This is a genomic window from Streptomyces violens, from assembly GCF_000717745.1.
Taxonomy (GTDB): Bacteria; Actinomycetota; Actinomycetes; order Streptomycetales; family Streptomycetaceae; genus Streptomyces; species Streptomyces violens.
Genome location: NZ_JOBH01000021.1, coordinates 25,857 through 48,637 on the forward strand (window position 1 = coordinate 25,857; position 22,781 = coordinate 48,637).

The 22,781-nt window shown below is 71.1% G+C and carries 19 protein-coding genes; 8 read left to right on the plus strand and 11 right to left on the minus strand.

Annotated elements, in window-relative coordinates:
• Positions 1–86 precede the first annotated feature (86 nt).
• On the plus strand, positions 87–2,489 hold the full coding sequence (locus IF04_RS0131425) for a glycoside hydrolase family 2 protein (RefSeq protein WP_030265621.1): 2,403 nt from the start codon (positions 87–89) through the stop codon (positions 2,487–2,489).
• Positions 2,486–3,520, plus strand: coding sequence for a LacI family DNA-binding transcriptional regulator (locus IF04_RS0131430; protein ID WP_030265622.1), 1,035 nt, complete (start codon positions 2,486–2,488; stop codon positions 3,518–3,520). The genes IF04_RS0131425 and IF04_RS0131430 overlap by 4 nt, the downstream gene beginning before the upstream one ends.
• A gap of 54 nt (positions 3,521–3,574) precedes the next feature.
• Here IF04_RS0131430 and IF04_RS0131435 read toward each other — a convergent pair whose 3' ends face one another.
• From IF04_RS0131435 to IF04_RS0131485, 11 genes are all read right to left on the minus strand, one after another.
• Complete coding sequence (locus IF04_RS0131435) at positions 3,575–4,558, minus strand: acetylxylan esterase (protein WP_030265623.1); 984 nt, start codon at positions 4,556–4,558, stop codon at positions 3,575–3,577.
• Positions 4,559–4,659: 101 nt separating this feature from the next.
• Entirely contained in the window at positions 4,660–5,658 is a 999-nt protein-coding gene (locus IF04_RS0131440; protein WP_030265624.1) for a glycoside hydrolase family 5 protein, read from the minus strand.
• A gap of 164 nt (positions 5,659–5,822) precedes the next feature.
• A complete protein-coding gene (locus IF04_RS0131445) occupies positions 5,823–7,079 on the minus strand; it encodes a nucleotide sugar dehydrogenase (protein ID WP_030265625.1) in 1,257 nt (418 codons plus the stop codon).
• 10 nt (positions 7,080–7,089) lie between these two features.
• Positions 7,090–8,463 (minus strand): FAD-dependent oxidoreductase, encoded by a 1,374-nt coding sequence (locus IF04_RS0131450; RefSeq protein ID WP_030265628.1) that lies wholly within the window; start codon positions 8,461–8,463, stop codon positions 7,090–7,092.
• Positions 8,464–8,476: 13 nt separating this feature from the next.
• Entirely contained in the window at positions 8,477–10,111 is a 1,635-nt protein-coding gene (locus tag IF04_RS0131455) for a class I adenylate-forming enzyme family protein (RefSeq protein WP_211259884.1), read from the minus strand.
• Positions 10,108–10,989 (minus strand): class I SAM-dependent methyltransferase, encoded by an 882-nt coding sequence (locus IF04_RS0131460; protein ID WP_051831734.1) that lies wholly within the window; start codon positions 10,987–10,989, stop codon positions 10,108–10,110. Before IF04_RS0131460 ends, IF04_RS0131455 begins: the two co-directional genes overlap by 4 nt.
• Positions 10,982–12,340 carry a protoporphyrinogen/coproporphyrinogen oxidase gene (locus tag IF04_RS0131465; protein WP_030265638.1) on the minus strand — a complete coding sequence of 453 codons (1,359 nt, stop codon included), beginning with the start codon at positions 12,338–12,340 and terminating at the stop codon, positions 10,982–10,984. The genes IF04_RS0131460 and IF04_RS0131465 overlap by 8 nt, the downstream gene beginning before the upstream one ends.
• A gap of 54 nt (positions 12,341–12,394) precedes the next feature.
• On the minus strand, positions 12,395–13,375 hold the full coding sequence (locus IF04_RS0131470) for a UbiA family prenyltransferase (protein WP_030265643.1): 981 nt from the start codon (positions 13,373–13,375) through the stop codon (positions 12,395–12,397).
• Entirely contained in the window at positions 13,372–14,499 is a 1,128-nt protein-coding gene (locus tag IF04_RS0131475) for a DegT/DnrJ/EryC1/StrS family aminotransferase (RefSeq protein WP_030265647.1), read from the minus strand. Before IF04_RS0131475 ends, IF04_RS0131470 begins: the two co-directional genes overlap by 4 nt.
• Positions 14,496–15,644 carry a DegT/DnrJ/EryC1/StrS family aminotransferase gene (locus IF04_RS0131480; protein WP_037961417.1) on the minus strand — a complete coding sequence of 383 codons (1,149 nt, stop codon included), beginning with the start codon at positions 15,642–15,644 and terminating at the stop codon, positions 14,496–14,498. The genes IF04_RS0131475 and IF04_RS0131480 overlap by 4 nt, the downstream gene beginning before the upstream one ends.
• A 176-nt stretch (positions 15,645–15,820) precedes the next feature.
• Complete coding sequence (locus IF04_RS0131485; protein ID WP_030265651.1) at positions 15,821–16,351, minus strand: EF-hand domain-containing protein; 531 nt, start codon at positions 16,349–16,351, stop codon at positions 15,821–15,823.
• A gap of 613 nt (positions 16,352–16,964) precedes the next feature.
• Here IF04_RS0131485 and IF04_RS0131490 point away from each other — a divergent pair.
• From IF04_RS0131490 to IF04_RS0131515, 6 genes are read left to right on the plus strand one after another with little or no spacing between them, the layout of a single operon-like run.
• Complete coding sequence (locus IF04_RS0131490) at positions 16,965–17,981, plus strand: Gfo/Idh/MocA family oxidoreductase (RefSeq protein WP_051831736.1); 1,017 nt, start codon at positions 16,965–16,967, stop codon at positions 17,979–17,981.
• On the plus strand, positions 17,971–18,903 hold the full coding sequence (locus tag IF04_RS0131495) for a sugar phosphate isomerase/epimerase family protein (RefSeq protein ID WP_051831737.1): 933 nt from the start codon (positions 17,971–17,973) through the stop codon (positions 18,901–18,903). Before IF04_RS0131490 ends, IF04_RS0131495 begins: the two co-directional genes overlap by 11 nt.
• The gene (locus IF04_RS0131500; protein WP_063829558.1) at positions 18,896–20,254 is read left to right on the plus strand and encodes a M20/M25/M40 family metallo-hydrolase; all 1,359 of its coding nucleotides are present in this window, start codon (positions 18,896–18,898) and stop codon (positions 20,252–20,254) included. The genes IF04_RS0131495 and IF04_RS0131500 overlap by 8 nt, the downstream gene beginning before the upstream one ends.
• On the plus strand, positions 20,251–21,420 hold the full coding sequence (locus tag IF04_RS0131505) for an Ldh family oxidoreductase (RefSeq protein ID WP_051831739.1): 1,170 nt from the start codon (positions 20,251–20,253) through the stop codon (positions 21,418–21,420). The genes IF04_RS0131500 and IF04_RS0131505 overlap by 4 nt, the downstream gene beginning before the upstream one ends.
• Positions 21,417–22,373 carry a Gfo/Idh/MocA family protein gene (locus IF04_RS0131510; RefSeq protein ID WP_030265666.1) on the plus strand — a complete coding sequence of 319 codons (957 nt, stop codon included), beginning with the start codon at positions 21,417–21,419 and terminating at the stop codon, positions 22,371–22,373. The genes IF04_RS0131505 and IF04_RS0131510 overlap by 4 nt, the downstream gene beginning before the upstream one ends.
• Entirely contained in the window at positions 22,370–22,777 is a 408-nt protein-coding gene (locus IF04_RS0131515) for a DUF6917 domain-containing protein (protein ID WP_030265669.1), read from the plus strand. Before IF04_RS0131510 ends, IF04_RS0131515 begins: the two co-directional genes overlap by 4 nt.
• Positions 22,778–22,781 lie beyond the last annotated feature (4 nt).

Consider the following 22,781-nt stretch of genomic DNA (forward strand, 5'->3'; position numbering starts at 1 on the left):
GACCGGTTTATAGACAGTCGAGTGAAGGGGAGCTAGGTTGTCCGGCGCCCCCACGGGGCGTGAGTCAGGCGATTGGAGCCCGCACCATGAAGGACGTCACCCAGCTCGGCGAGGGCTGGAACCTGCACCACGACGGGGCACTGCTGCCCGCCCGAGTACCGGGCTGCGTGCACACCGATCTGCTGGCCGCCCAGCGCATACCCGACCCGTACCTCGGCCTGAACGAGCACGACGTCGCCTGGGTCGGACAGCGTGAGTGGCACTACACCCGGCACCTCGCGTACGAGAGCGACCACGAGCGCACCGACCTGGTCTTCGACGGGCTCGACACCGCGGCGGAGGTCACCCTCGCCGGGCGGGCGCTGGGCCGTACGCGCAACATGCACCGCGGCTACCGGTTCGACGTCACGGGGCGCACCGGCGAGTTGGAAGTGCGGTTCGCCTCCGCCTATGACGAAGCCGCCGCCGTGCGCGCGGTCGCCGGGGAGCGTCCCAACGTCTATCCCGAGCCCTCGCAGTACCTCCGCAAGATGGCGTGCAGCTTCGGCTGGGACTGGGGCCCCACCCTCGTGACCGCCGGAATGTGGCGGCCGGTCCGGCTGGAACACTGGTCGACCGCCCGCATCGCCCGGGTCCGCCCGCTGGTCACGGTCGAGGGCACGACCGGCCGGGTGGCACTGCACATCGAGGTGGAACGCACCCAGCGGGGCGCCGGCCGCCCACTCACGGCGCGGGCGACCGTCGCGGGGACGGAGGCGCTGCTCACCTTCGAGGGGGACGAGGCGGCGCTGACCCTGGAGGTGGCGGGCCCGGAGCTGTGGTGGCCGCGGAGCCTGGGCGAACAGCCGCTGTACGAGCTTGAGTTGACGCTGACCGACGCTGCCGGAGGTGCACTCGACGCCTGGCACCGCCGCATCGGATTCCGCACCGTGGAGCTGGACTGCAGTTCCGACGCGCACGGCACCGGATTCACCTTCGTGGTCAACGGCGAGCGGATCTTCGCCCGCGGCGTGAACTGGATCCCCGACGACGCGCTGCCCTCCCGCATGACGCCCGAACGGTACCGGCACCGGCTGACCCAGGCGGCCGAGGCCAACGTCGATCTCGTCCGCGTATGGGGCGGCGGCATCTACGAGGACGACGCCTTCTACGACGCCTGCGACGAACTGGGGCTCATGGTCTGGCAGGACTTCCTCTTCGCCTGCAGTGCCTACCCCGAGGAGCAGCCGCTGCGCGGCGAGGTCGACGCCGAGGCCCGCGAGAACGTCGTCCGCCTGATGCCGCACCCGAGCCTCGTTCTGTGGAACGGCAACAACGAGAACCTCTGGGGATTCCGGGACTGGGACTGGGAGCCGGAGCTCGCCGGGAACTCCTGGGGCGAGGGCTACTACCTGGGCCTGCTGCCGCGCATCGTCGCCGAGCTGGACCCCACCCGCCCGTACACCGCGGGCAGCCCCTGGTCCGGCTCGTGGGACCACCATCCCAATGACCCCGCGCACGGCACGTACCACTCGTGGGAGGTGTGGAACCGCCAGGACTACGCCGAATACCGTGCCAACGTGCCGCGGTTCGTCGCCGAGTTCGGCTGGCAGGCGCCGCCCGCCCTCGCGACCCTGCGCCGGGCCCTGCCCGGTGAGGAACTGGCCCCGGACTCGCCCGGCATGCTCCACCACCAGAAGGCCGAGGACGGCAACGGCAAGCTGAACCGAGGTGTGGCCCGCCACTTCGCCCTGCCCGAGGGCGACTTCGACCGCTGGCACTACCTCACCCAGGTCGTCCAGGCCCGCGCCGTGGCCGCCGGTATCGAGCACTGGCGCGCGCACTGGCCGGTCTGCGCGGGCACCGTGGTCTGGCAGCTCAACGACTGCTGGCCGGTCAGCTCCTGGTCCGCCGTCGACGGCGACGGCCGGCTCAAGCCGCTCCACCACGAGCTGCGCCGGGTCTACGCCGACCGCCTTCTCACCCTCCAGCCCGGCGACGACACCCCCTACCTCGCCGTGATCAACCAGGCGGCCGACGCCTGGCGCACCACGGTCACACTGCGGCTCCTGGAGGCCGACGGCACGACGGTGCGCGAGACGTCCCTCGATGTCACCGCCGAGCCCCGGTCCGTACGGCGTGTTCCGGTACCGGCGGATCTCGCGCCGGCCGCCGGCTCCGCCAAGGAGTTCCTCGTGGCCGACGCGGACGGCCTGCGGTCGGTGTTCTTCACGGCCCCCGACCGGGACTTCGCGTACCCCCGCCCGCGATTCGACGTCGCCGTGGAGCCCGTGGCAGGGCAGGAGGATAAAGTTGACGTCGTGGTGACGGCACAGACGCTGGTACGAGATCTCCTGTTGCAGGCCGACCGGCTCGGCCCGCACGTCGGCGCGGACCGGGGCCTGATGACCCTGCTCCCCGGTGAGCGGGCGCGCATCCGCGTCAGCGGCCGTACCGACCTCGACGCGACGGATGCCCGGGCCGCGCTCTTCTGCGTGGAGACCCCGTGAGCGCTCCCGCGCGGCGGATCACCATCAAGGAGGTCGCCGCCCGGGCCGGGGTGTCCAAGGGAGCGGTCTCCCTGGCCTTCAACCACAAGCCGGGGGTCTCGGACGCCACCCGGGAGCGCATCTTCGAAGCGGCCCGCGAGCTGGGCTGGGCCCCGAACCTCACCGCCCGCAGCCTGTCCAACCAGCAGGTGGGCGCCGTCGGCCTGGCCATCTGCCGCCCCGCCCGGCTGCTCGGCCTGGAACCGTTCTACATGGAGTTCATCTCCGGCATCGAGAGCGTGCTGGCCGAGCGCTCCTGCTCGCTGCTCCTGCGCCTGGTGCGGGACCTGGAGGAGGAGATCGCGCTCCAGGAGAGCTGGTGGAAGGGGCGGCTGATCGGCGGCTCCATCCTCGTGGACTTCCACGAGAACGACCCGCGCGTGCCCGCACTGCAGCAGCTCGGCCTGCCGGCGGTGGCCGTCGGACACCCCTCGCTCACCGGGGGGCTGCCCTCGGTCTGGACGGACGACGCCACCGCGGCCGCCGAGGCGGTCCGCTACCTGGCAGCGCTCGGCCACCGGCGCATCGCCCGGGTCGGCGGGCCCACGGGGCTGGGCCACAGCGCGATCCGCGCCGCCGCGTTCGAGTCCACCATGCGTGACCTCGGGCTGGACGGCGGGCGGCAGGTCGCCACGGGGTTCGCGGGGGAGGAGGGGGCCCGTGCCACCCGCTCGCTGCTGCTCTCCGCCGACCGGCCGACCGCGATCCTCTACGACAACGACATCATGGCCGTCGCCGGTGCCGGGGTGGCGGCGGAGATGGGGCTCTCCGTCCCGGCGGACGTCTCCCTGCTGGCCTGGGACGACTCCCAGCTGTGCCGGCTCACCCACCCGACGCTGTCGGCGATGAGTCACGACGTGCACAACTTCGGCACGGAGGTGGCCCGTACCCTCTTCGACGTGATCAACGGACCGGTCCCGGCCTCCCACCAGGTGCCCACCCCCTCCCTCACCCCGCGCGGCTCCACCGCCCCGCCGCCGCGGACGGGATGACGGTACGAGGGGCGGGGCCGTGGCCACAAAGGCCCGGCCCCGCTCTCCGTACCGTCAGTGCCCCTCGCCCGGCGACAGCCCTTCGTCACGCAGCCAGCGCAGCTGCTCGGGGGGCGTCGAACCCTGCCCACCGCCGTGGTCGGCGTACGGCCAGACCTTCATGGCGGCCCTGCCCGCGTACCGGTTGAAGGCGGCGTACACCGTGGACGGCGGGCAGACGGGATCCATCAGGCCCACGCTGAACAGCGCAGGTGCCGAGGCCCGGGCGGCGAAGTGGAGGCCGTCGAAGTAGTCGAGCGTCCCGAAGGCCCGCTCCGGATCGTCACGCGTGTGCTGGCGCAGATACTGCACGAGCTCGGCATACGGGCCGTCCGTGGCGATCGCGGCGCCCCGGCGGAAGTGGCACAGGAAGGGCACGTCGGCCAGTACACCGGCGACGCGGTCCCCGGTGAGACCGGCGACCGCGAGCGCCAGCCCACCGCCCTGGCTGCCGCCCTGGACGACGATGCGTTGCGCGTCGACGTACGGCAGCGCGCGGGCCGCGTCGACGGCGCGCACACAGTCCGTGATGAGCCGACGGTAGTAATGGTGGCGGGGGTCCGCGATGCCGCGGGTCATGAAGCCGCCCACCCACTGCGGTGCGTCGCCCTCCTCCAGGTCGGGCGTGTCATGGCCCTGGCCGCGACTGTCGACGACCAGTTGGGCATAGCCGGCCGACGGGAAGAGCAGATGGTCGGTCGGCCGGCCGCGACCGCAGCCGTAGCCGAGGTACGTGATGACCGTGGGCAGCGGCCCGTCAGCGCCCGCCGGCCGGACCAGCCAGGCCGCGACCGGCTGTCCGCGCCAGCCCGGGAACGTTACGTCGGCCACTTCGATGGTGGTCAGCAGCGTGTCGCGGACCGGGGTGACCGTGGGTGCATCGGCCGACGCGTACGACAGCGCCAGTGACTCCTTCCAGAAGGCGTCGAAGTCGACGGGGGCGGTCACCTCCGCCTGGAAGGCGCGCAGTTGCTCGAGGGGGAGATCGGTGAACGGCAAGGAGGGGACTCCTTCGAGTGGGGGAGAGGCAGCACAGCGCCCGCGGTCCGGCCGGGCGGCGTGCGCCCGGCCGGACCGCGGACCACTTCGGTGGCGGGCTGTCAGCCGCTGAACACACTCGCCTCGCGGGAGGTCTGCTTGACGCCGTCGGCCCCGTTGAGGAACCGCTGGCCCCAGCCGGTCAGCCGGTTGGCGTCGAAGCCGGTGGCCATGTCGAGGTACTCGACACCGCTGCCGTTACCGCTCCAGGACCAGCCCATGTACCCCAGGCCGAGCTGCTGGGTACGGGACATGATCGCGTTTTCGTCCGGGTCGCCGTCCGAGTGCTTGTCACCGAACTCTCCGACCACCAGCGGCAGTCGGGCCTTGACGAACCGGTTGAGGTAGTCATCGACCTCGGCGGCCGTGTCGAAGACGCCGTACATATGGATCGAGAACACGGTGTTGCGCTGCGGGTCACTCGCGAAGACACCGGCAGCGTTGTCCCGCATGGTGAACGACCAGTCCTGACCCCAGTTCGGGGCGTCCGCCATCAGGGTGTGCCGGAACCCCGCGGCGCGCAGTCGCTTGACGGCGCCCGACGTGTCGGAAGCCCAACTGCCGTAACCGGTGTTCCCGAACGGCTCGTTGCCCACATTCAGGATGACGTACTTCTCCTGTCCCTTCACCGCGTTCTGGACGCTGATCCAGTAGTCCACCGCGCGGGACAGGGACACGGCGCCGCTCTGCTCCCCGTACCCCGTGGTGTCGTGTGCTTCCAGCACGCAGATCAGCCGGTTCTTCTTGCACTGGTCGACCACCGCGGTGACGTCCGCCGTGTCGTTCTTCGCCCAGCGGTCACCGGTGCCGAGTACGACGCGCACCGAGTTGGCGCCGAGCGCCTTGACGTCCGCCAGCGCCTTGTTCGTCCGGTCCGGATACCAGGCGTGTGCGTGGTTCACGCCCCGCAGGACGAACTCCTTCCCGTTGGCGTCCAGCAGCCGTCCGTCGCTGACGTGGAACCCCGGTGCGGGCGCTGCTCCGGCGGACGCCGGTACCGCGAACATCGAGGCGGCGACGGTGAGCAGTGCTCCCACCACAGCGGCCAGTCTCCTTGTCATCCCGTGCTCCCTACATGGTCGGGCGGTCCGGTACTTGGCGGAACACTCTGCACGGGCTTGACAACGATGTCTAGACGCAGCGTTTAGTTAAGTACATGTTTAGTGAATCGGAGGGCTCGGGCGAACAACCCTGCTCTTCAAAGGGACTTCACCGGTTGCTCGATTCAGAGTTGATGGGCCGCAGTGCCCCGGAGGCGGCCTCGGGTGTCCAGGAGGAGGGGGGAGTGGGCGGGGAGGTCGTCGACCGGGATGGTGTGGTGGTCCTGGAGGAGGATGGTGAGGTCGGCGGTGGTGGCGGCGGAGAGTGCGTCGGTGGTGGATTCCACCGGTGAGCCGTCCGGGGACCAGGCATCGATGAGCGGGTCGTGGTACTTCACGTGGGCGCCGGCCTCGCGCAGGAGGTGGAGGAGTGGGGCGGCCGGGGTGGCGCGAAGGTCCGGGCTGTTGGGTTTGTAGGTGATCCCGATGAGGAGGACCTCGGCGTTGCGCATGGGCTTTCCCGCGCGGCGCAGCAGGTCCTCGGCACGGCGGGCGACGTGGGCGGGCATCCCGGCGTTGACCTCTTGCGCCAGTTCGGCCAGGCGGAGCGGGGCTCCGGCGTCGCGGGCCCAGTGGGTGAGGTAGGCGGGGTCGACCGGGATGCAGTGGCCGCCCACGCCCGGGCCGGGGCGGAACGCCTGGAAGCCGAAGGGCTTGGTGCGGGCGCAGTCGATGGTGTCCCAGACATTGACGCCGAGCGCCCTGGCCGTGACCGCGAGCTCGTTGACCAGGGCGATGTTCACGCTGCGGTAGGTGTTTTCCAGCAGTTTCGCCAGCTCGGCCTCGCGTGCCGAGGCCGCCTCCACGACCTCGTCGCACAGCCGCCGGAAGAACTCGGCCGCGACCGCGGTGCACCGTTGGGTGTACCCGCCGACGACGCGCGGAGTGTTGCGTACCCCGAACGTGTCGTTGCCCGGGTCGATGCGTTCCGGTGAGAAGGCGAGGGAGAAATCCGTACCGGCGCTGAGCCCGGAAGCCTGCTCAACGGCTCTGCGGACCACATCGTCCGTGGTGCCGGGAAAGGACGTGGACTCCAGGACGAGCAGCGATCCCGGCTTGAGGTGGTCGCCCAGCGCGGTCGCGGCCCGGCGGACGTGGGACAGGTCGGGCCGCCCGGTCCCGTCCAGCGGTGTGGGTACGCAGATCACGGTCACCGAGGCCTCCGCCAGCAGGCTCACGTCGGTGGAGGCCCGGAACCCGGCCGCCAGCATGGCGGTGAGGTCGCCGTCGGTGACATCGGGGACGTGGGAGCGGCCGGACATCAGTGCGGCAGTCAGCGCCGGGTTCTCGTCGATTCCGACGACCTTCATTCCCGCGTGGCACGCCTCGCGCACGAGGGGCAGGCCGGTGTAGCCGAGCCCGATGACAGCAACGCTGTTCACAGTGTGCTCCTTACCGCTCTGCGTGCAGGGGGAGTGTGCCGAGGGGCTGCGGGGCGGGGGCGAAGAGTACGGCCGCCGCGACCTTGGGACTGAACAGCCGGGCCGGCGGGGCGGTGAGTCCGAGGACGTCGCGGAGCGCGTCGCCGATCAGGCGGTTGCCGTTGGCCCGCGCGAGGACCCGGCTGATGTACCACTGTTGGGGGAGGACGGTGATGCCGGGGCGTTCGCCGGTGGTTGCGGGATACTGCAGATCGGATCCCGTCGCCAGTTGCCAGGCGGGGCGGTAGGCGGTCGACAGCGCTCGCTGGAGAGTACGGGTGGTGGTCCGCCGGCCCGGCTGCCTGCGGGAGAGGGCGGCGCGCAAGGCGACGGCCTGCAGCGCGGCGACCGAAATGCCCTGCCCGTAGATGGGGTTGAAGGTGCAGCAGGCGTCGCCCACGGCGAGGAAGCCGGACGGTGCTGCGCCGGCACGCTCGTACAGGTACCTGCGATTGGCCGTGTTCCGGAAGCCGCGGGGCGGCGCGGCCGGTTCGTTGTGCCGTGCCCACTCGTGCAGTACCGGGTCCGCCAGACCTCCCAGAAAGTGCAGCACACCGGCCTGGTCGGTGGGCGGTTGGTGTCCGCGCATCCCGTAGGCGGTCAGTATCCAGCGGTCCGCTTCCACCGGGAGGAGCACGGCACCGCGCGGATGGTCCCGGTCGGGCTGGATGTGCACGCCCAGGAACGGGACGTCACTCCCCGGCGCTCCCTTGTACTGCACCGTCGTATAGGAGAGCCCAGGGTCCACGCATTCGGCGAGAGGGGTGGCGGGGCCGAGTGCGGCCAGCCACTTCGGTGCCGCCGAGGAGCGCCCGGTGGCATCGACGACCAGGGCCGCGTGCAGGTCGTACGGCTCTCGCGGACCGCTGGCGCGCGCCGACACCCGCACCCCGCTCACACGCGTCGCATCGCCCAGCAAGGCAAGGGCCGTGGTCCGCTCCATGAGGTGGATCCGCGGGTGCTTGCGCACGCGTTCGCGGACGACCCAGTCGAGCAGCGGGCGCGTGCAGGAAAGGAGATGCATGGTGGTCGGGAAGCGGCGGGCCCAGCTGCCGGCCGACCACAGCACCGCGTCCCGCGGGATCCCGATCCGGAAGGCTCCGAGCGCGCACAGTTCCTGGACCACCCCGGGCAACAGCTCGTCCAGTGCGCGCTGCCCGCCGGGCAGCACGACGTGGAGGTGGTGTGCCTGCGGTACGCCGGGGCGGTGCTCCGGGCCCGGTGGCAGCGCGTCGCGTTCCACCACGGTCACCGAGTCCGCGTACTCCGCCAGGACGTGTGCCGTCAGCAAGCCGGCCGTTCCCCCACCCAGCACGAGGACCCGCCGTTGCGTACCCGTGGTCATGCTGTCCTCCCGTTCACGTCCAGTGGCCCGTACCGAACGTCGGTGCGTCCGGAAGGAGTTGAGCGCGCAGCGCGAGGCGCCGGACCTTGCCGGTGCCGGTGCGGGGGATGTCCGCCCAGCTGCGGACCAGGGGGTCGGCGAGCGGTGGCAGGTACCGTACGGCCGCACGCCAGGCAGCGGCGTCGAGCCACCCGTCGGCCGTCACCACAACGGGCAGCAGGGTGCGTCCGGGAGCGCCCAGGACGGTGCATTCCAGCACGGCGGGCAGCCGGTCCTCGATCACGTCCTCCAGCTCGACGCAGCTCGTGCCGGGCACCGCGTCGACCTCCCGGTCCAGCAGCACCAGGCTGCCGGACCGGGTGAGGAAGCCGATGTCCCCGGTGTTCCACCACGGTCCGAGGGCCTTCCGGGACCAGCGGTCCTCCTCGCCCACGTATCCGGTGCAGCGGGCCTTCGTCCGGGCCAGGATGATGCCGGGCCTGCCACGCCCGACCGGCCGGAAGGTGTCCGGGTCGACCACGCGCAGTGCGGTGCGGCCGGGTACCGGCCGGCCGAGGTTGCGGGTCGTCGGGTGGCGCCCGCCGGTGGCGGCGAGCGCCCTGCGGGTGAGCAGGCGGAAGGTCAGCGGCCCGGTCTCCGTCTGGCCCCAGCCCTGCAGCCACACCGGATGCCGGCGCCGGGAGGCGTTGAGGTAGTTGCGCACCGTGGGCGGATGCACCGAGTCGAAGGTACTGATGTACAGGCGTACCGCACGGAAGGGATTGCCGGGCCCGGCCGCCAGCCCCTGCCACCGGACGTAGGTGGCGGGCGATGCCTCGACCGTTGTGGGCGGATGCGCGGTCAGGGTGCGTTGGGCGACGGCCGGATCGGTGTCGGCGAGGATGACCACCTTGCGCGGTGCGAGGTGGAACACGCTGATGGTCCACGGTACGGCCCGGCCATGGACGAACGGGTCGGCGCCGGCCACCGTGTCGTCGCGCCGGCTGGCCACGATCGGCGTGCGGTGGCACTCGAAGTGCGCCAGCCGGTGAACGATGGTGCGGGTGGTGTGCTCGACGAGCTTGGGCACACCGGTGGTCCCCGAGGTGTGGTGCACCACCAGGGTGTCATCGGGGTGGCGCCGCAGGACCGGCGGTGGTTGATAACCGCGTACGTCGTCGAGCCCCAGTGTTCCCGTTGTCCTCCTGTCCAGGGTGAGCGTCCGGGGTGCGAAGACCGCCGGATCGGTCCCCGCATTGCGTACCGCTTCGACCGTCCGGGAGTCCGTGACCAGGAGCGCCGGGTCCAGCCGCTCGAGCAGCGTCTGCAGTGCCGTTGCGGGCAGGTCGTCGGAGATCAGGGCGGGGACGGCGCCCATGCGTGCCGCCGCGCACGCCAGCAGCACCACGTCCCAGTGGTTGGCCTTGACCACGGCCACCCGGTCGCCCGGACGCGTCCCGGCGGCGGCGAGCCACCCGGCGGCCTCCTTGACGAGCTGGGCGAGGCGGCCGATGCCGAAGGTGACGCCGCCGTCGGGACAGATGTCGAAGGGACGGCTGAGGTGCACGGTGGTGGGGCTGCCGCGGTCGGCCAACAGGTCGAAGAGCGTGCCCAGTTCGGGCGGCCTGGCGGGATCGCGTAGTTCGGCGGCGCGGGTCCGGGTGGTCATGGGCGGCGGCTCCCCGCGGTTGCGGTGCTCTCACCCGCGTCCGTTGGGGGCCGGCGGCCGGTGACGGTGACCATGACCTGGGAGAGCCAGTGGTGAGCAGGATCCGCCATACTGTCGACCGCCTGCTGGATCCGGTCTTCGGTGACGGCACCGCGGGCGAGCATCGCGGTTCGCAGATGCTCGATCCACAGGATGTACCAGCGCGCTGCCTCGGACCCGCCCCGCACTACCGTGGAGCGGCCCTCGCCGCGTACGTCCACCAGACCGGCCCGGGTGGCCAGTTCGACGTTCAGCAGGCCGCAGCGCGGATGGTATCCGGCCGCACCCATCACCTCGTACGCAGCGCGCTTGACCTCCCGGAGAAAGCCCTCGCGTTCCGGGTGGCTGAACAGCGAAGCGATGTCCGTGTCCTCGAGGACCAGGCGTCCTCCCGGGCGAAGCGCCCGGTACAGCCGGTCGACGGCTTTCTGCCGGTCGGTGACGTGCTGCAGCACGAGCCGGGCGTGTATCAAGTCGAAGTAGGACGACGGCAGTTCGTCGCCAGGGTCACCGCTGACCAGGTCGAGCTGGCGCACCGTAATACCGTGGTCGGTCAGCCACTTCAGCCGGTCCACCCGCAGGTCGGTCGCGAGTACCTCGCCGGTCGGGCCGACCCGGCCGGCCAGCCAGCGGGCGACCGAGCCGCGCCCCGCACCGGCCTCCAGACAGCGCCAGCCCGGTGCCACGCCGACGGCCGCCAGCCGGTCGGTGGTGCCCGCGTCCCAGAGGGCCTCGCCGAGGGCGAGCCGTTCCTCCTCCTGCGCGAACCCGGTGTCGAAGGTGTCGAAGACGTACCGGTCTCCGCCGGGAGCGTTCGGCTGTTGTGGTTGCTCAGCCATGCGTCACCTCCGGTTGCGCGCCGGTGGCCGGGTGTCCCGAGTGGGCGAGGACGCGGGCCGCCGCCCACTCCGCCGACCGGAACGCCCCCTCGCTGCTGGGGCGTTGCATGAGCCAGTCCCCGGCGTACTCCACCGTGCGGGAGGGCCGGCGCAGGAAGTGCGTCCGCAGCCGCAGGGCCCGCGGGGTCGCCTCGGGCAGACCGTGCCGGAAGCGGTGCACCCGGGCCGTCCGCAACGCCTCTCCCAGACCGGGCAGGTAGTGCTCGCCCCGCTCCCGCAGTCGGCGTACGACCTGGTCATCGGGGGCGTCGAGCAGTTCCCGGGTGACCTCCGGTGTGGCGACCAGGGACACCAGCCCGGCGCCGGGAGGGACCCGGCCGGGGTGTTTGACGTGGTCGATGACGATCCCGTTGAGCACACTGTCATGGACTGCGGGAATCATCAGCGCGTACACGGGCCGACGGCTGCGCAGCCGCAGCGGCCGGTCGAGGGTGCAACTCACCTTCAGCATCGGGGTGTACGTCGAGGCGTGGAGGTAGTCGCGCTCGTCCTCGGGAGCGTCCGGGTACAGCCGGGCGGCGACCGGCGCCGGTACGCACAGCACCACCGAGCGCGCGGTGAGAGTGTTGTGCCCGCACTCCAGACGAGCTCCGTCGGGATGCCGGGTGACCTGATCGACCGGCAGCCCCGTCGTCACGTCCAGCCGTTCGGCGAGCCTGCGGGTGAGGGTGTCCATGCCGTCGCGGTAGGTACGCCAGGCGGCGGTGCTGCCGGTCGCCAGAAGGTGGGCGACGAACGGGCCTGCTGCCGACCGGTGGGTGTCCCAGCCGCAGAATCCGCTGGTCAGCGGCTGGAAAAGATAGTCGACGAGGTCATCCCCGTAGCGGTCGGCGAGCTGGGCGACGGTACTGGTGCCCAGGGGCGTGTGCTCGGGATGGTCCGGGGCGAACTCCTTCCGGCGGCGGGCGGTGTCCGCCTGGAACCGGAGGAGGTTCAGCCGGCCCCGTACGGACAGGCCGGCCCCGGTGAGCAGGCCGCGTGCGCGGCCGGTGTCGGGGCGGATCCGCCCGTCCCGCCAGGTGGCGATCGACTGTGGGACGCGCGGTACCTCGTCGGGCGTCAGTCCTGTCTCCCGGATCAGCTTCCAGGTCGCCCCGTAGCCGCGGGGCGCGAGCATCTCGGCGCCCGTGTCGATGAGATAGCCGTCCTGACGGAGCGTACGCATCCGCCCGCCCACCGCGTCGGACGACTCCAGCACCTGCACACGGCGTCCGGCCCTGCGCAGCGCGTGCGCCACGGCGAGGCCGGCGGCGCCGGCGCCGACCACTGCCACATCGAGATCAGTCGTCATGGGTTACCCCTTTCCGGGCCGGAGGGCCCGGCTGAGCCCCGTTCGCGTGTGCCGTCACGGTGTGCTGCCCGGCAGCAGTGGCAGTGCGACGTTCACCGCGCACAGCAGGACGACGGTGACCCGGTGGTTGCGGATCGCGGTCCGGCGGGCCAGCAGGATGTCGCGGCGCCGGAAGGCGATGTCCAGCTCGGTGCCGCGCAGGGCGATCATCGGCAGCATGGCCAGCGGGAACCACCACGGTGCCACGCCCGCGACCGCGGACCAGACGACGAGCCCGACCTGCGCGAGCGTCATGGCGGTGATGAAGAGCGCGTTGCCGCGCGGGGAGGTCAGCACGGCGACGGTGGGCCGCCCCACCCGGGCGTCGCCCTCGATGTCGTGGGTGTTGGAGTACAGCCCGAACAGCATGGGACCGGCGCCGAACAGCACCGCCTGGACGACCGCGAAACCACTGAGCGAGGCGGACAGCAGACCGTACGGCACGAGGACCATGCCCACGCCGAAGCCGCAGAGGAAGACCTCCTGCCAGCCGCGATAGCTGATTTTCAGGCCCCATGAGTACTGCACGGCGGTGACCAGGCAGGCAGCCGCGAGGACAAGGGTCCAGGCGGACCGGTGCGGTGCCACTGCCGCCGCGCCGGCCCACAGCAGAGCCCCGGCTACGGCCGCGGCCCAGCCGAAGCGAATGGCCTCCGTGGGCGTCAGCGTCCCGGCGAGCAGTGGTTTCCGGGCGAGGCGGCGGCGGGGGGCGTCGGGGCCGTAGTTGGCCGCGTCGCTGCCGTCGCGGTATCCCGTGACATCGTCGAAGGCGACCGAGGCGGCGATGACGCACAGCTCGCCGAGCCCGAACAGCACCAGTGTGAGCAGGGTGCCGGGTGACAGCCGCTGCCCGGTCGCGAGCAGCAGCGTCAGCGCGACGGGCAGCGCCAGGTAGTAGTCGATGATGTCGAGCTTGGCCAGGCGTACGTACGCACGGACCTTGGCTGTGGCCGGCGCGGGGCGCACCCCGGCCGGTAACTCCACCTCACTGCTCATCGGCCCCTCCTGCCGGCGGCGAACTCACAGACGGCGTCCGCAATGTGCTCCACCTCGGCGTCGGTGAGACGCGGGTGGACGGGGATCGCCAGTTGGCGCCGGGCCGCGCTCTCGGCGTGCGGCCAGCGGCGGCCGCCGGTCGCGAACCGGGCGAAGGCGGGCTGGTGCGGCAGAGGGAGCGGGTAGTGCACATGGCTCGCGACTCCCCGCGCGGCGAGGTGTTCCCGCAATGCCTCGCGCTCGTCGGCGAGCAGCGAATAGACGTAGTAACAACGCCCGTTGCGGCCCGGCGGCGGTGGTGTCACACCGCGGTCGCGCAAGGGAGTGAAGCGTTCGGTGTAATAGCCGGCGATACGGGCCCGGCGCTCCAGCCGCTCGGGGAAGCCGGGGAGCCGGTGCAGCTGGAAGGCCGCGAGGACCTCGTCGAACCGGCTGTTGTAGCCGGTGCGCCCGTAGATGAACCGTGCGTCCTGACCGTGGTTCCGCAACGACCGGACCGTCTGTCCGAGCCCGGGGTCCATGGTGACGACGGCCCCGCCCTCACCGGCGGTGCCGAAGGTCTTGACCTGGACGAACGAGAACACGCCGGCGTCGCCCCACGTGCCGGCGGGAATGCCGTCGAGGGTCCCGCCCTGTGCCACCGCCGAGTCCTCGACCAGCCGCACCCCACGGCGCCGCGAGATTTCCCGCATCCGGGGCATGTCCGCCATCACCGAGAACATATGGGCGGGCATGAGGGCCTTGGTCCGGTCGGTGACCGCCTGTTCCATCCGCTCGGGGTCGGCGACCATGGTCAGCGGATCGATGTCGGCGAACACCGGCGTCGCCCCGAGATTGGCCACGGTATTGGCCAGCGGGGCGCAGCCGTAGGCCGGTACCACCACCTCGTCGCCCGGTCCCACGTCCATCGCGTGCAGTACCAGTGTCAGTGCCGAGGTGCCGCTGGAGCAGGCCACGACGTCGGCCGCGCCCAACGAGGTACGCAGGGCCTCCTCGAAGCGGGCGGTGCGTTCCCCGAGGATGAACTTCTGCTCCGGCGCCGTGCCGATCTCGTGGACGAGATCGAGCAGTACCTCCCGGTCCGCGTCGAAGGCGTCCGTGGCGAAGAAGGGGATCGTCGTCACACCGGCCTCCCCGTGAAGAAGCGGCGGACGATCCCGCACACCGAGTCGATGTCATCGATGGTCAGGTCCGGGTGGAAGGGGAGGGCCAGGGTGCGTTCGCAGGCCGCCTCGGCGTGCGGGAAGTCGCCGCGCCGGTAGCCGAGTTCGGCGAAGCACGCCTGGAGGTGGAGCGGGACCGGGTAGTACGTCTCGGTGCCCACGCCGTGTTCGGCCAGGTACCCGGCCAGGTCGTCGCGGTGCTCGGCCTCGATGACGTAGACGTAGTGGACCGGGTTGGTGTCGGTGTCCCGGGGTACCAACGTGGGCAGTCGCAGGACGCCGGGTATCCCGGACAGCCGTTGGGTGTAGGCGGCGGCGAGCTCGGCCCGCCGGGCGATGTCCTGGTCCAGCCGGGTCAGCTTGGCGAGGAGGACGGCCGCCTGGATGTCGTCCATCTTGCTGTTGACGCCGTTGTCCACGGTCCGGTTCGAGATGCCGGGGAAGTGGGCCAGCGTCCGGCCGTACCGTCCGTGGTGGCGCAACGCGGAGATTCTTTCGGCCAGTTCGGGGTCGTCGGTCAGTACGGCACCGGCGTCGCCGATGGCGCCGAGTGTCTTGGTGGGGAAGAACGACAGCACCCCGCCGGCCCCCAGCAGGCCGGCGTGCACCCCGCCCCACCGCATCCCGATGGCCTCGGCGCTGTCCTCCACCACGGTCAGCCCGTGGCGGTGGGCGACGACCGACAGCCCGCTCATGTCGGCCATCTGGTGGAACAGATGGACGGGCATGATCATCCGCGTACGCGGTGTGACGGCGCGGGCCGCGGACCGCGGGTCGAGGCCGTAACCGACCGGGTCGATGTCGGCGAAGACCGGGCGGCCGCCGGCCAGTACTACGGCGGACGCCGACGCCACAAAGGTGAAGGCGGGCACGATTACCTCGTCACCGGGCTCCAGGCCGCATGCGCGCAACAGCAGTACCAGCGCATCGGTACCGCTGTTCACCCCCACCGCGTACCGCGCACCCGTCCACCGCGCCAGGGCCGCCTCGAACAGCGCGACCTGCCGGCCGTGCGAGTACTTGCCGTCGTCGACGACGTCGTTCAGCCGCGACCGGATGTCCGGCCATAACTCCTCAAAGGTCTTGGCCTGGCTGAAGAAGGGCACCGGCTGGAATGGCCGGACCGCTGTGCCACACCTCTGATCGGAAGATATATCGCGCATGTTTCCTCTCACGCGGTGGCCGAGGGTGCGGCAACCGTCGAACAGGGGGGAGAGAGAACCGACTTGGCCGATCGGGTGAGGTCCGCCGGCGTCCCGGGACGCCGACGGACCGTCCGCGGTCAGAAGAGCGAGACGTCCAGCTCGCCGGAGTGGAACTTGCGTACCGCTTCGATGAGTTCTTCCACCGACAGCTGACCGCTGTTGTCGGTGTCGATGCGCTGGAAAGCCTCGTCGGCCTTGGACTCCTCGCCGCCTGCGACCTTGATCCAGGTGCGGAACTCCTCGCGGCTCACCTGCCCGTCACCGTCGGTGTCGGCCAGGTCGAGGATCGCCTTGATCGTGGGGCGCAGCCCCTTGTCGAAGCCGGCCTTCCCCTGGTCGAGCATCTGCTTCGCAGCCGCGTTCTTGAACTGTTCAAAGTCCACCGAGTCGCCGGACTTGACCCCGGCCTGGCTGGCCATGTTGTCCCACATGCCCAGGTAGGCCGAGCGGAGGGCCTGACCCTTCGGGCTGTTGGCGGTCTCGTTGAACGCGCTCAGAAGGCGCTCCACTTCGCTTTCCCAGTCGCTGCGCTCGATCCGGCCGTCGTGGTCCCGGTCCCACAGTTCGAAACGACGACGCAGCCGCTGTTCCTGCACGTTGGTGGGCATGACTGTTCCTCTCTTCCTTGGTTGCTGAAAATGCCGTGGCGACAATTGGTAGAGAGAGAAAATTGGTAACGCGGTCGAGCCTTACTGAGTCAGGTTTTCCCGGCATGCGTCTCGAAAATAGAAATATTCGAGGCGTGGTCCGCGGGGCGTGCCCGGGGCATCAATCAGGAAATGTGCGATCAACGTACTTGTCGCCCTCGCGCTTCGTCAACGGCGGCCCGCCCACGGGATACCTCCAGTTGAACCTGACGAGTAAAAATCGCCAAGCCGTTCGGTCGCGCCCGGTCGCGCAATGGCGTACGTCGGGTGCGCACCAGGCCGCCAGGACCCCAGCCCACCTGGCTCGATTCATCAACATCAATGCGTTGTGCGAGTCATGGGGAAGCAGGAAATCCGGTCGGTGACACCGCACTTCCGGTCCGCACTCGGCATTTTTTGGTCACCATTACCTTTGGTCAATGATTTTTTCGCAGACTGTCCCAGGTTTTCCCGTGCGCCGAGGTGGGGCAGATGGAGAAGCGGTAATGAAAAAATGCTCATGTGTGCCGCTCCGGCCATTTTCCCGGGGGCCCGGGCATCGGAACCGAACCGAAGCCGAAGGAGGACGCGAACCATGTTGCGTACGCTGATCGTCGGCCTGGGGCGCGCGGGCCTGGGCCTGCACGTACCCGTACTGCTCAAGGCGCGGGCGCAGGCCCCCGGTACGTTCGCCGACCAGCCGGTGGTGGCGGTCGACACCGGGGCCGCGCCCCCCGGCCATCCGCAGCAGGACCTCGTGATAGCTGGCTCCTTGCGGCAGGCCCGGGAGCTGCTCGACCCGGCACACACGGTCGTGCATGTCTGCACCCCGCCGTCGGTGCGCGCCGAGGTGCTCCGCGACATCGCCCTGCTCGGCTTCTCCAAGGTGGTGGTGGAGAAGCCACTCGCCACTGACCGGGAGGCGCTCCGGCGTGTCCTGGCCGTGGCGCGGGACCATGGCCTGTCCCTGTCGGTGGTCGCGCCCTGGCTCCACAGCACGCTGACCGAACGGCTCGTCGCGGTGGTCGAGGGCGGCGGGCTGGGTACGGTGCGTACGGTCACCGTGGCACAGCACAAGCCCCGCTTCCGCCGGTCACTCGCCAACAGCGGCCACACCTCGGCCTTCGAGGTGGAGGTGCCGCACTCCCTGGGTGTCCTCCTCAGCCTCCTGGGCGACGCGGAGGTACGCGAGGCATCCTGCACCGACCTGTCCCTCGGGGAGAATGCGGTGCCCCGCATGGGCGGCGCCCGGCTGACACTGCAGCACCACGGGGGAGCCCGGAGCGAGATTGTCTCCGATCTGACCGCACCGGTGCGACAGCGGCAGATCACCCTCGACATGACCGGGGGAACCGTCGTCGGGCACTACCCGGTCGGCCAGGACGACGACTTCGCCCAGCTGGAGACGGTCCGCGCCGGACGGACGGTGCGCGAGGTCTTCGAGGACGACGCGCTCACGTCGTTCATGCTGCGCGCGTACCGGCGCTACGCGAGCGGATCGGGCGGCGACGATCTGCGGCTCCATGCGCGGACCGCCGAACTGCTCGACGACGCAAAGCAGTTGGCCGTGGACAGCGTCGGCCGTGAGGAGTCGCTCACTCATGTCAGCTGACGCACCTTCAGTAACGGACGGCCGGCTCCCCGGCATCCAGTACGCCGGGATCGGCGACGAGGCAGCGCCGGATCTGGCCGGGCAACTCGACGCCCTGCAGCGGCTGGGCTGGCGGACGATCGAGCTGCGCACGGTGGACGGCATCGCGATCGCGGACCTGGACGACCGCGCGTTCGCCCGGCTGTCCGGCGAGCTGGACGCCGCCGGGGCCGACGTCGTCTGCGTCGACTCCCGCATCGCCAACTGGGCCCGCCCGATCACCGGCCGCTTCGAGGACGACCTGAACGAACTGCGCATCCTCGCCCGGCGCTGCGCCACCCTGGGCACCCGGTACATCAGGGTCATGTCCTACCCCAACGCGGGCCTCAGCGATGCCGATTGGGGCCGACGGGCACTATGTCGAATGACCCACCTGGTCCAGGAGGCCGAGCAGCACGGCCTGGTCCTGCTGCACGAGAACTGCAGCGGCTGGGCCGGGATCCGCGCCGACCGGATGCTCGACCTCCTCCAGCACATCGACAGCCCCGCCCTGCGGCTGCTGTTCGACATCGGCAACGGAGTGCCGTACGGCTACGACGCCCGCGCAGTGCTCGATGCCGTCATCGGGCACGTCGCCCACGTACACGTCAAGGACGCCCGCACGAGGGCGGGGGGCCAGGTCGACTACACACTGCCCGGAGAAGGGGAGTCCGGGGTACGGGAGTGTCTGACGGCGCTGCTCCGCCATGGTTACACCGGTGTCTGGTCGATCGAACCGCACACCCATCTGCGCCCGCACGACGATCACAACGCCACCGACGATGACGGCATCGCGGCGTTCGTCCGCTACGGCCGCGCGCTGGAACGGCTCGTAGAGCTCGTACAGCGGGAGGTCACCGCCGGGCCGGTGGTCGCCGCCGACGACGGGGGTGCCCGTGCCTGAAAACGCCCGTCCCGCACGGCTGACCCGGACCGACCGCGAGCTGCTCCTTCACCTGCTCGACACCCCTACGGCCGGTCCGCTGGAAACCGGCGGCGACGGCCTCGCCGTACAGCTCTGGGAGGCGGGCCGGGCGTACGCGGCGGCCGCCGGAACGCTGGGTTTCACAGTGCTGCGCCACGCACCCGCCGACCCGGCGGTGCTGGACCGCGACGACGTCCCCGAGACCGTGCGGGAGGCCGCGGCCCGCGAGCCCGGATTCCTGGCGTGTCAGCCCAGCCTCGTACTGCGCCTGGGGCCCCAACTGCCGCAGTACGCAACGCTGATGCTCAACGTCCACCTCGACACTGTGGCCGGCTGGTGGCCGGCCCGCTTCGACGGCACCCGCTTCAGCGGCCGGGGCGCCATCGACGCCAAGGGCCCGGCGGTCGCCCTGCTGGCCGGTATCCGGGCCGCCCGCGCGGCGGAACCGGCCCTGGGCACACGGGTCGGCGTCCTCATCCAGGCGGTCGCCGGCGAGGAGGGCGGCGCCATGGGGACGTTCGGCACCCGGCCGTTGGTCGAGCAGGGCTTCATCGGCCGGCTGAACCTGTTCTGCGAGCCCACCGGCCACCGCTACCTGCCCCGTGCCACGGCGTCGATGACGGCCGGGGTGCGTGTCCGGGGCGAGGACGCGGTGGACGACCAGCCGGAGGCCGGTCACAACGCGACCGTACTGCTGGGACACCTCAGCAGCCATCTGGCCCGCACTCTGCCCCCGAGGATCGCCGACGGCCGGGTGTGCGTGGCAGGCCTGCACACCGGACAACGGCACAACCGCGTCTACGGCACCGGACAGTTGCTGCTCAACATCTCCTACGGCTCACCGGCCGCCGGCCGGGCCGCCGAGGCCGCGCTCCAGCAGTCGCTGCGCGAGGCCCTCGCCGACTTCACCACCCGGGCCGCCGGCACGCCCGACCTCGCCCGGACGGCGGCCGACGCCCAGGCGATCACCTCCCTGCAGTGGTACAAGCGCGGCCTGCCCGCCCTGGAGAACCCGGGCCGCACACCATGGGCCGAAGCGCTGCTGGCGGACCACGCGGGACTGACCCGCTGGCCGCCCGACGAACCGCCCTTCACCTGCGACGCGATCTGGATGAACGGCGTCCCCGATACATACACCGCCGTACTCGGCCCCGGACATCTGGGCGCCAACCGCGCACACGCCGACGGCGAGTACGCCGACGCCGCAGAGCTCGACAGGTACGCCGACGACATCGCCCGCGTGCTCATCGGCTTCACCCGCCAGGCCCTCCGGGGCACGGCCGGTCACGTCATCCAGGACACCGACGCCGAGGAGATCACCATCCCATGACCCACTCGAGCCACCCCACCACCGACGCCCTCCCGGACAACCCGACCGACGAGACCACCGTGCGGGTGCCGTACCAGGACCTCCTCGCCTTCGTGACCGACGTCTTCTGCACCAGGGGCCTGCCGGACGCCCGGGCACGTGCCGCGGCCGAGGCGTTGTGCCACGGCGATCTCACCGGCTTCACGAGCCATGGCATCACCAACCTCACCCGCCTCTACCTGCCCATGCTCGATTCAGGCCGGTGCGACCCGCGGGCGCGCCCCCGCGTGCTCGAGGACCGGGGCGCCTCGGTACTCCTCGACGCGCGGCGGGGCCTCGGCCTGTGGGCGGCCTCCGACGCCATGGACCTGGCGGTCGAGCGGGCCCGCCAGTACGGCGTCGGCATGGTCTCGGTCCGCGGCGCCACCCACTTCGGCTGCGCCGGGTACCACGCCCTGCGCGCCGTCCATCACCACATGGTGGGCCTGGTCACCGCCAACTGCGGCTGGCAGCAGCTCACTCGGCCCGTCGGCGGCCGCGCCCCGATGCTCGGTACGAACCCGCTCGCCCTCGCAGCCCCGGCCGGTGACCACCCGCCGTTCGTCCTGGACATGAGTACCACCGTGGTCCCCACCGGCAAGGTGCGCGAGGCGGCGCGCGCCGGGCGCGAGGTGCCGGCCGGCTGGCTGGCGGACGACCACGGCGCGCCGGTCACCGACCCGGCCGCCTTCGACCGCGGCGAGGCGCACCTGCGCTGGCTCGGCGGCGACCTTGACACCGGCGCGTACAAGGGCTTCGGGCTGGGGCTGTTGGTGGAGATACTCTCCGCGCTCGTTCCGGGAGCGGGCCTCGGCCCACACCCGGAGACCGGGGAGCAGCCGAACGGCCGTGACGACGACATCGGTTACCTGACACTGGCGATCGCGCCGGGCCGGCTCCGGCCCGAGGCGGATTTCCGCACCGAGGCCACCGGCATGTTCGGCGCCCTGCTGGACTGTCCGCCGATCCGCCCCGACGAGCCGGTGCGTTACCCCGGCTGGCCGGAGGACGCCCGCTCCCGCGAACGCCGTGCCAACGGTGTGCCCCTCGCGCGGACCCTGTACGAGGAGATGCTCGACCTGGCCCGGACCAGCCACCTCCGCTTCCCGGCACCGATGGCGACCGCCCACGCGGGAGGCGCGGCATGACCGTACCCCGTATCGGCCTGATCGGCCTCGGTGTCATCTCGCGCTTCTACCTGGCCGCACTGGCCCGCGAGGCGGGCGCTGAGCTGGCCGCGGTGTGCGACCCGGACGAGACCAGACTCGCCGCCGCACCGCCCGGTGTACCGCGCTACCGGAACCACCACGAGTTGTTGCACCACGCGGACGTGGACGCCGTGGTGGTCAACGTCCCCAACGATCTGCACTACCCCGTGTGCCGCGACGCGTTGGCGGCGGGCCGCGCGGTGTGCGTGGAGAAACCACTCACCACGAAGCCGAGCGACGCACGCCACCTCGCACGGCTCGCCCTCGACGCCGGCGTACCACTGTTCACCTCCTTCCACCGGCGCTACAACACCGAGGTGAACGCCCTCCTCGACCGGCTCCCCTCCCACCCACCGATCACCTCTCTGACGGTGCGTTATGAGGAGATGATCGAAGAACACGCCGGCCAGGACCGTTGGTACCTCGACCCCGACCGTTGCGGGGGCGGCTGCGTCGCCGACAACGGACCCAACGCCTTCGACCTGGTACGCCTGTTCCTCGGCGACACCCACGTCACCGAGGCCGCCGTACGCCGCGACGCACACGGCGTGGACCGGCAGGCGTCCGTACGGCTGGCCGCCGCGTCCGGCGCGGTGGCACGGGTCGAACTCGACTGGTCCTACCCGGGGGAGCGCAAGACGATCGAGGTGCGGCTGGCGGATGGCACCGTCGACAGCGCCGACATGCTCGCGGGCCACCCCGAATTCAAGGGCTCGCTGTGGCACGAGTACGTGGGCGTACTGCGCGACTTCACCGATGTACTGGCCGGGCGTCGCACCGCCGGTCATCCCCCTGGCCCGGACGGCCTCGCCGCCCTGGAGCTGGTGGCCGACACCTACGCACACGAACGCGCCGACCGCACCCGCTCAGGACAGGAGGCAGCCCGCCCATGACACCAGGAGAGGACGGGCCCAAGCGCGCGGTCCACGGGCAGCTGGTGAAGATCCTCACCCACCGGCGGGAGGACCGGGGCATGACCCTGGAGCCGTTCGCCGGCCGGTGCGTCCGCCGTGGCGAGGTGCATGAACTGGTGACCACCGATCACACCGAAACGGCCGCCGGGGCCCGCATCGACCGGGTCGGATTCCTGGGCTTCCTGGAGATCGGCTGCGCCGGCGTCATCGACCGCGGCGACGAGGTCTGGACGGAAGGCCGCCGCATCGGAACGGTCCTGGGCTTCGACGCCTGCCACTTCCCGAACCACTACAACATCCTGATCCACACCTCCGACCTCCGCACGGGCCCGCAACTGGGACTCGCACCGGAAATGGAGGTGCGCTTCACACAACAGGGCTGAGGGG

What these genes read in the sequence shown, in the direction of transcription:
- IF04_RS0131425 (WP_030265621.1), top strand. Translation starts at nt 87, where the DNA reads ATGAAGGACGTCACCCAGCTCGGCGAGGGCTGGAACCTGCACCACGAC.
- IF04_RS0131440 (WP_030265624.1), bottom strand. Translation starts at nt 5,658, where the DNA reads ATGACAAGGAGACTGGCCGCTGTGGTGGGAGCACTGCTCACCGTCGCC.
- IF04_RS0131450 (WP_030265628.1), bottom strand. Translation starts at nt 8,463, where the DNA reads ATGACCACGGGTACGCAACGGCGGGTCCTCGTGCTGGGTGGGGGAACG.
- IF04_RS0131455 (WP_211259884.1), bottom strand. Translation starts at nt 10,111, where the DNA reads ATGACCACCCGGACCCGCGCCGCCGAACTACGCGATCCCGCCAGGCCG.
- IF04_RS0131460 (WP_051831734.1), bottom strand. Translation starts at nt 10,989, where the DNA reads ATGGCTGAGCAACCACAACAGCCGAACGCTCCCGGCGGAGACCGGTAC.
- IF04_RS0131465 (WP_030265638.1), bottom strand. Translation starts at nt 12,340, where the DNA reads ATGACGACTGATCTCGATGTGGCAGTGGTCGGCGCCGGCGCCGCCGGC.
- IF04_RS0131470 (WP_030265643.1), bottom strand. Translation starts at nt 13,375, where the DNA reads ATGAGCAGTGAGGTGGAGTTACCGGCCGGGGTGCGCCCCGCGCCGGCC.
- IF04_RS0131485 (WP_030265651.1), bottom strand. Translation starts at nt 16,351, where the DNA reads ATGCCCACCAACGTGCAGGAACAGCGGCTGCGTCGTCGTTTCGAACTG.
- IF04_RS0131490 (WP_051831736.1), top strand. Translation starts at nt 16,965, where the DNA reads ATGTTGCGTACGCTGATCGTCGGCCTGGGGCGCGCGGGCCTGGGCCTG.
- IF04_RS0131495 (WP_051831737.1), top strand. Translation starts at nt 17,971, where the DNA reads ATGTCAGCTGACGCACCTTCAGTAACGGACGGCCGGCTCCCCGGCATC.
- IF04_RS0131505 (WP_051831739.1), top strand. Translation starts at nt 20,251, where the DNA reads ATGACCCACTCGAGCCACCCCACCACCGACGCCCTCCCGGACAACCCG.
- IF04_RS0131510 (WP_030265666.1), top strand. Translation starts at nt 21,417, where the DNA reads ATGACCGTACCCCGTATCGGCCTGATCGGCCTCGGTGTCATCTCGCGC.
- IF04_RS0131515 (WP_030265669.1), top strand. Translation starts at nt 22,370, where the DNA reads ATGACACCAGGAGAGGACGGGCCCAAGCGCGCGGTCCACGGGCAGCTG.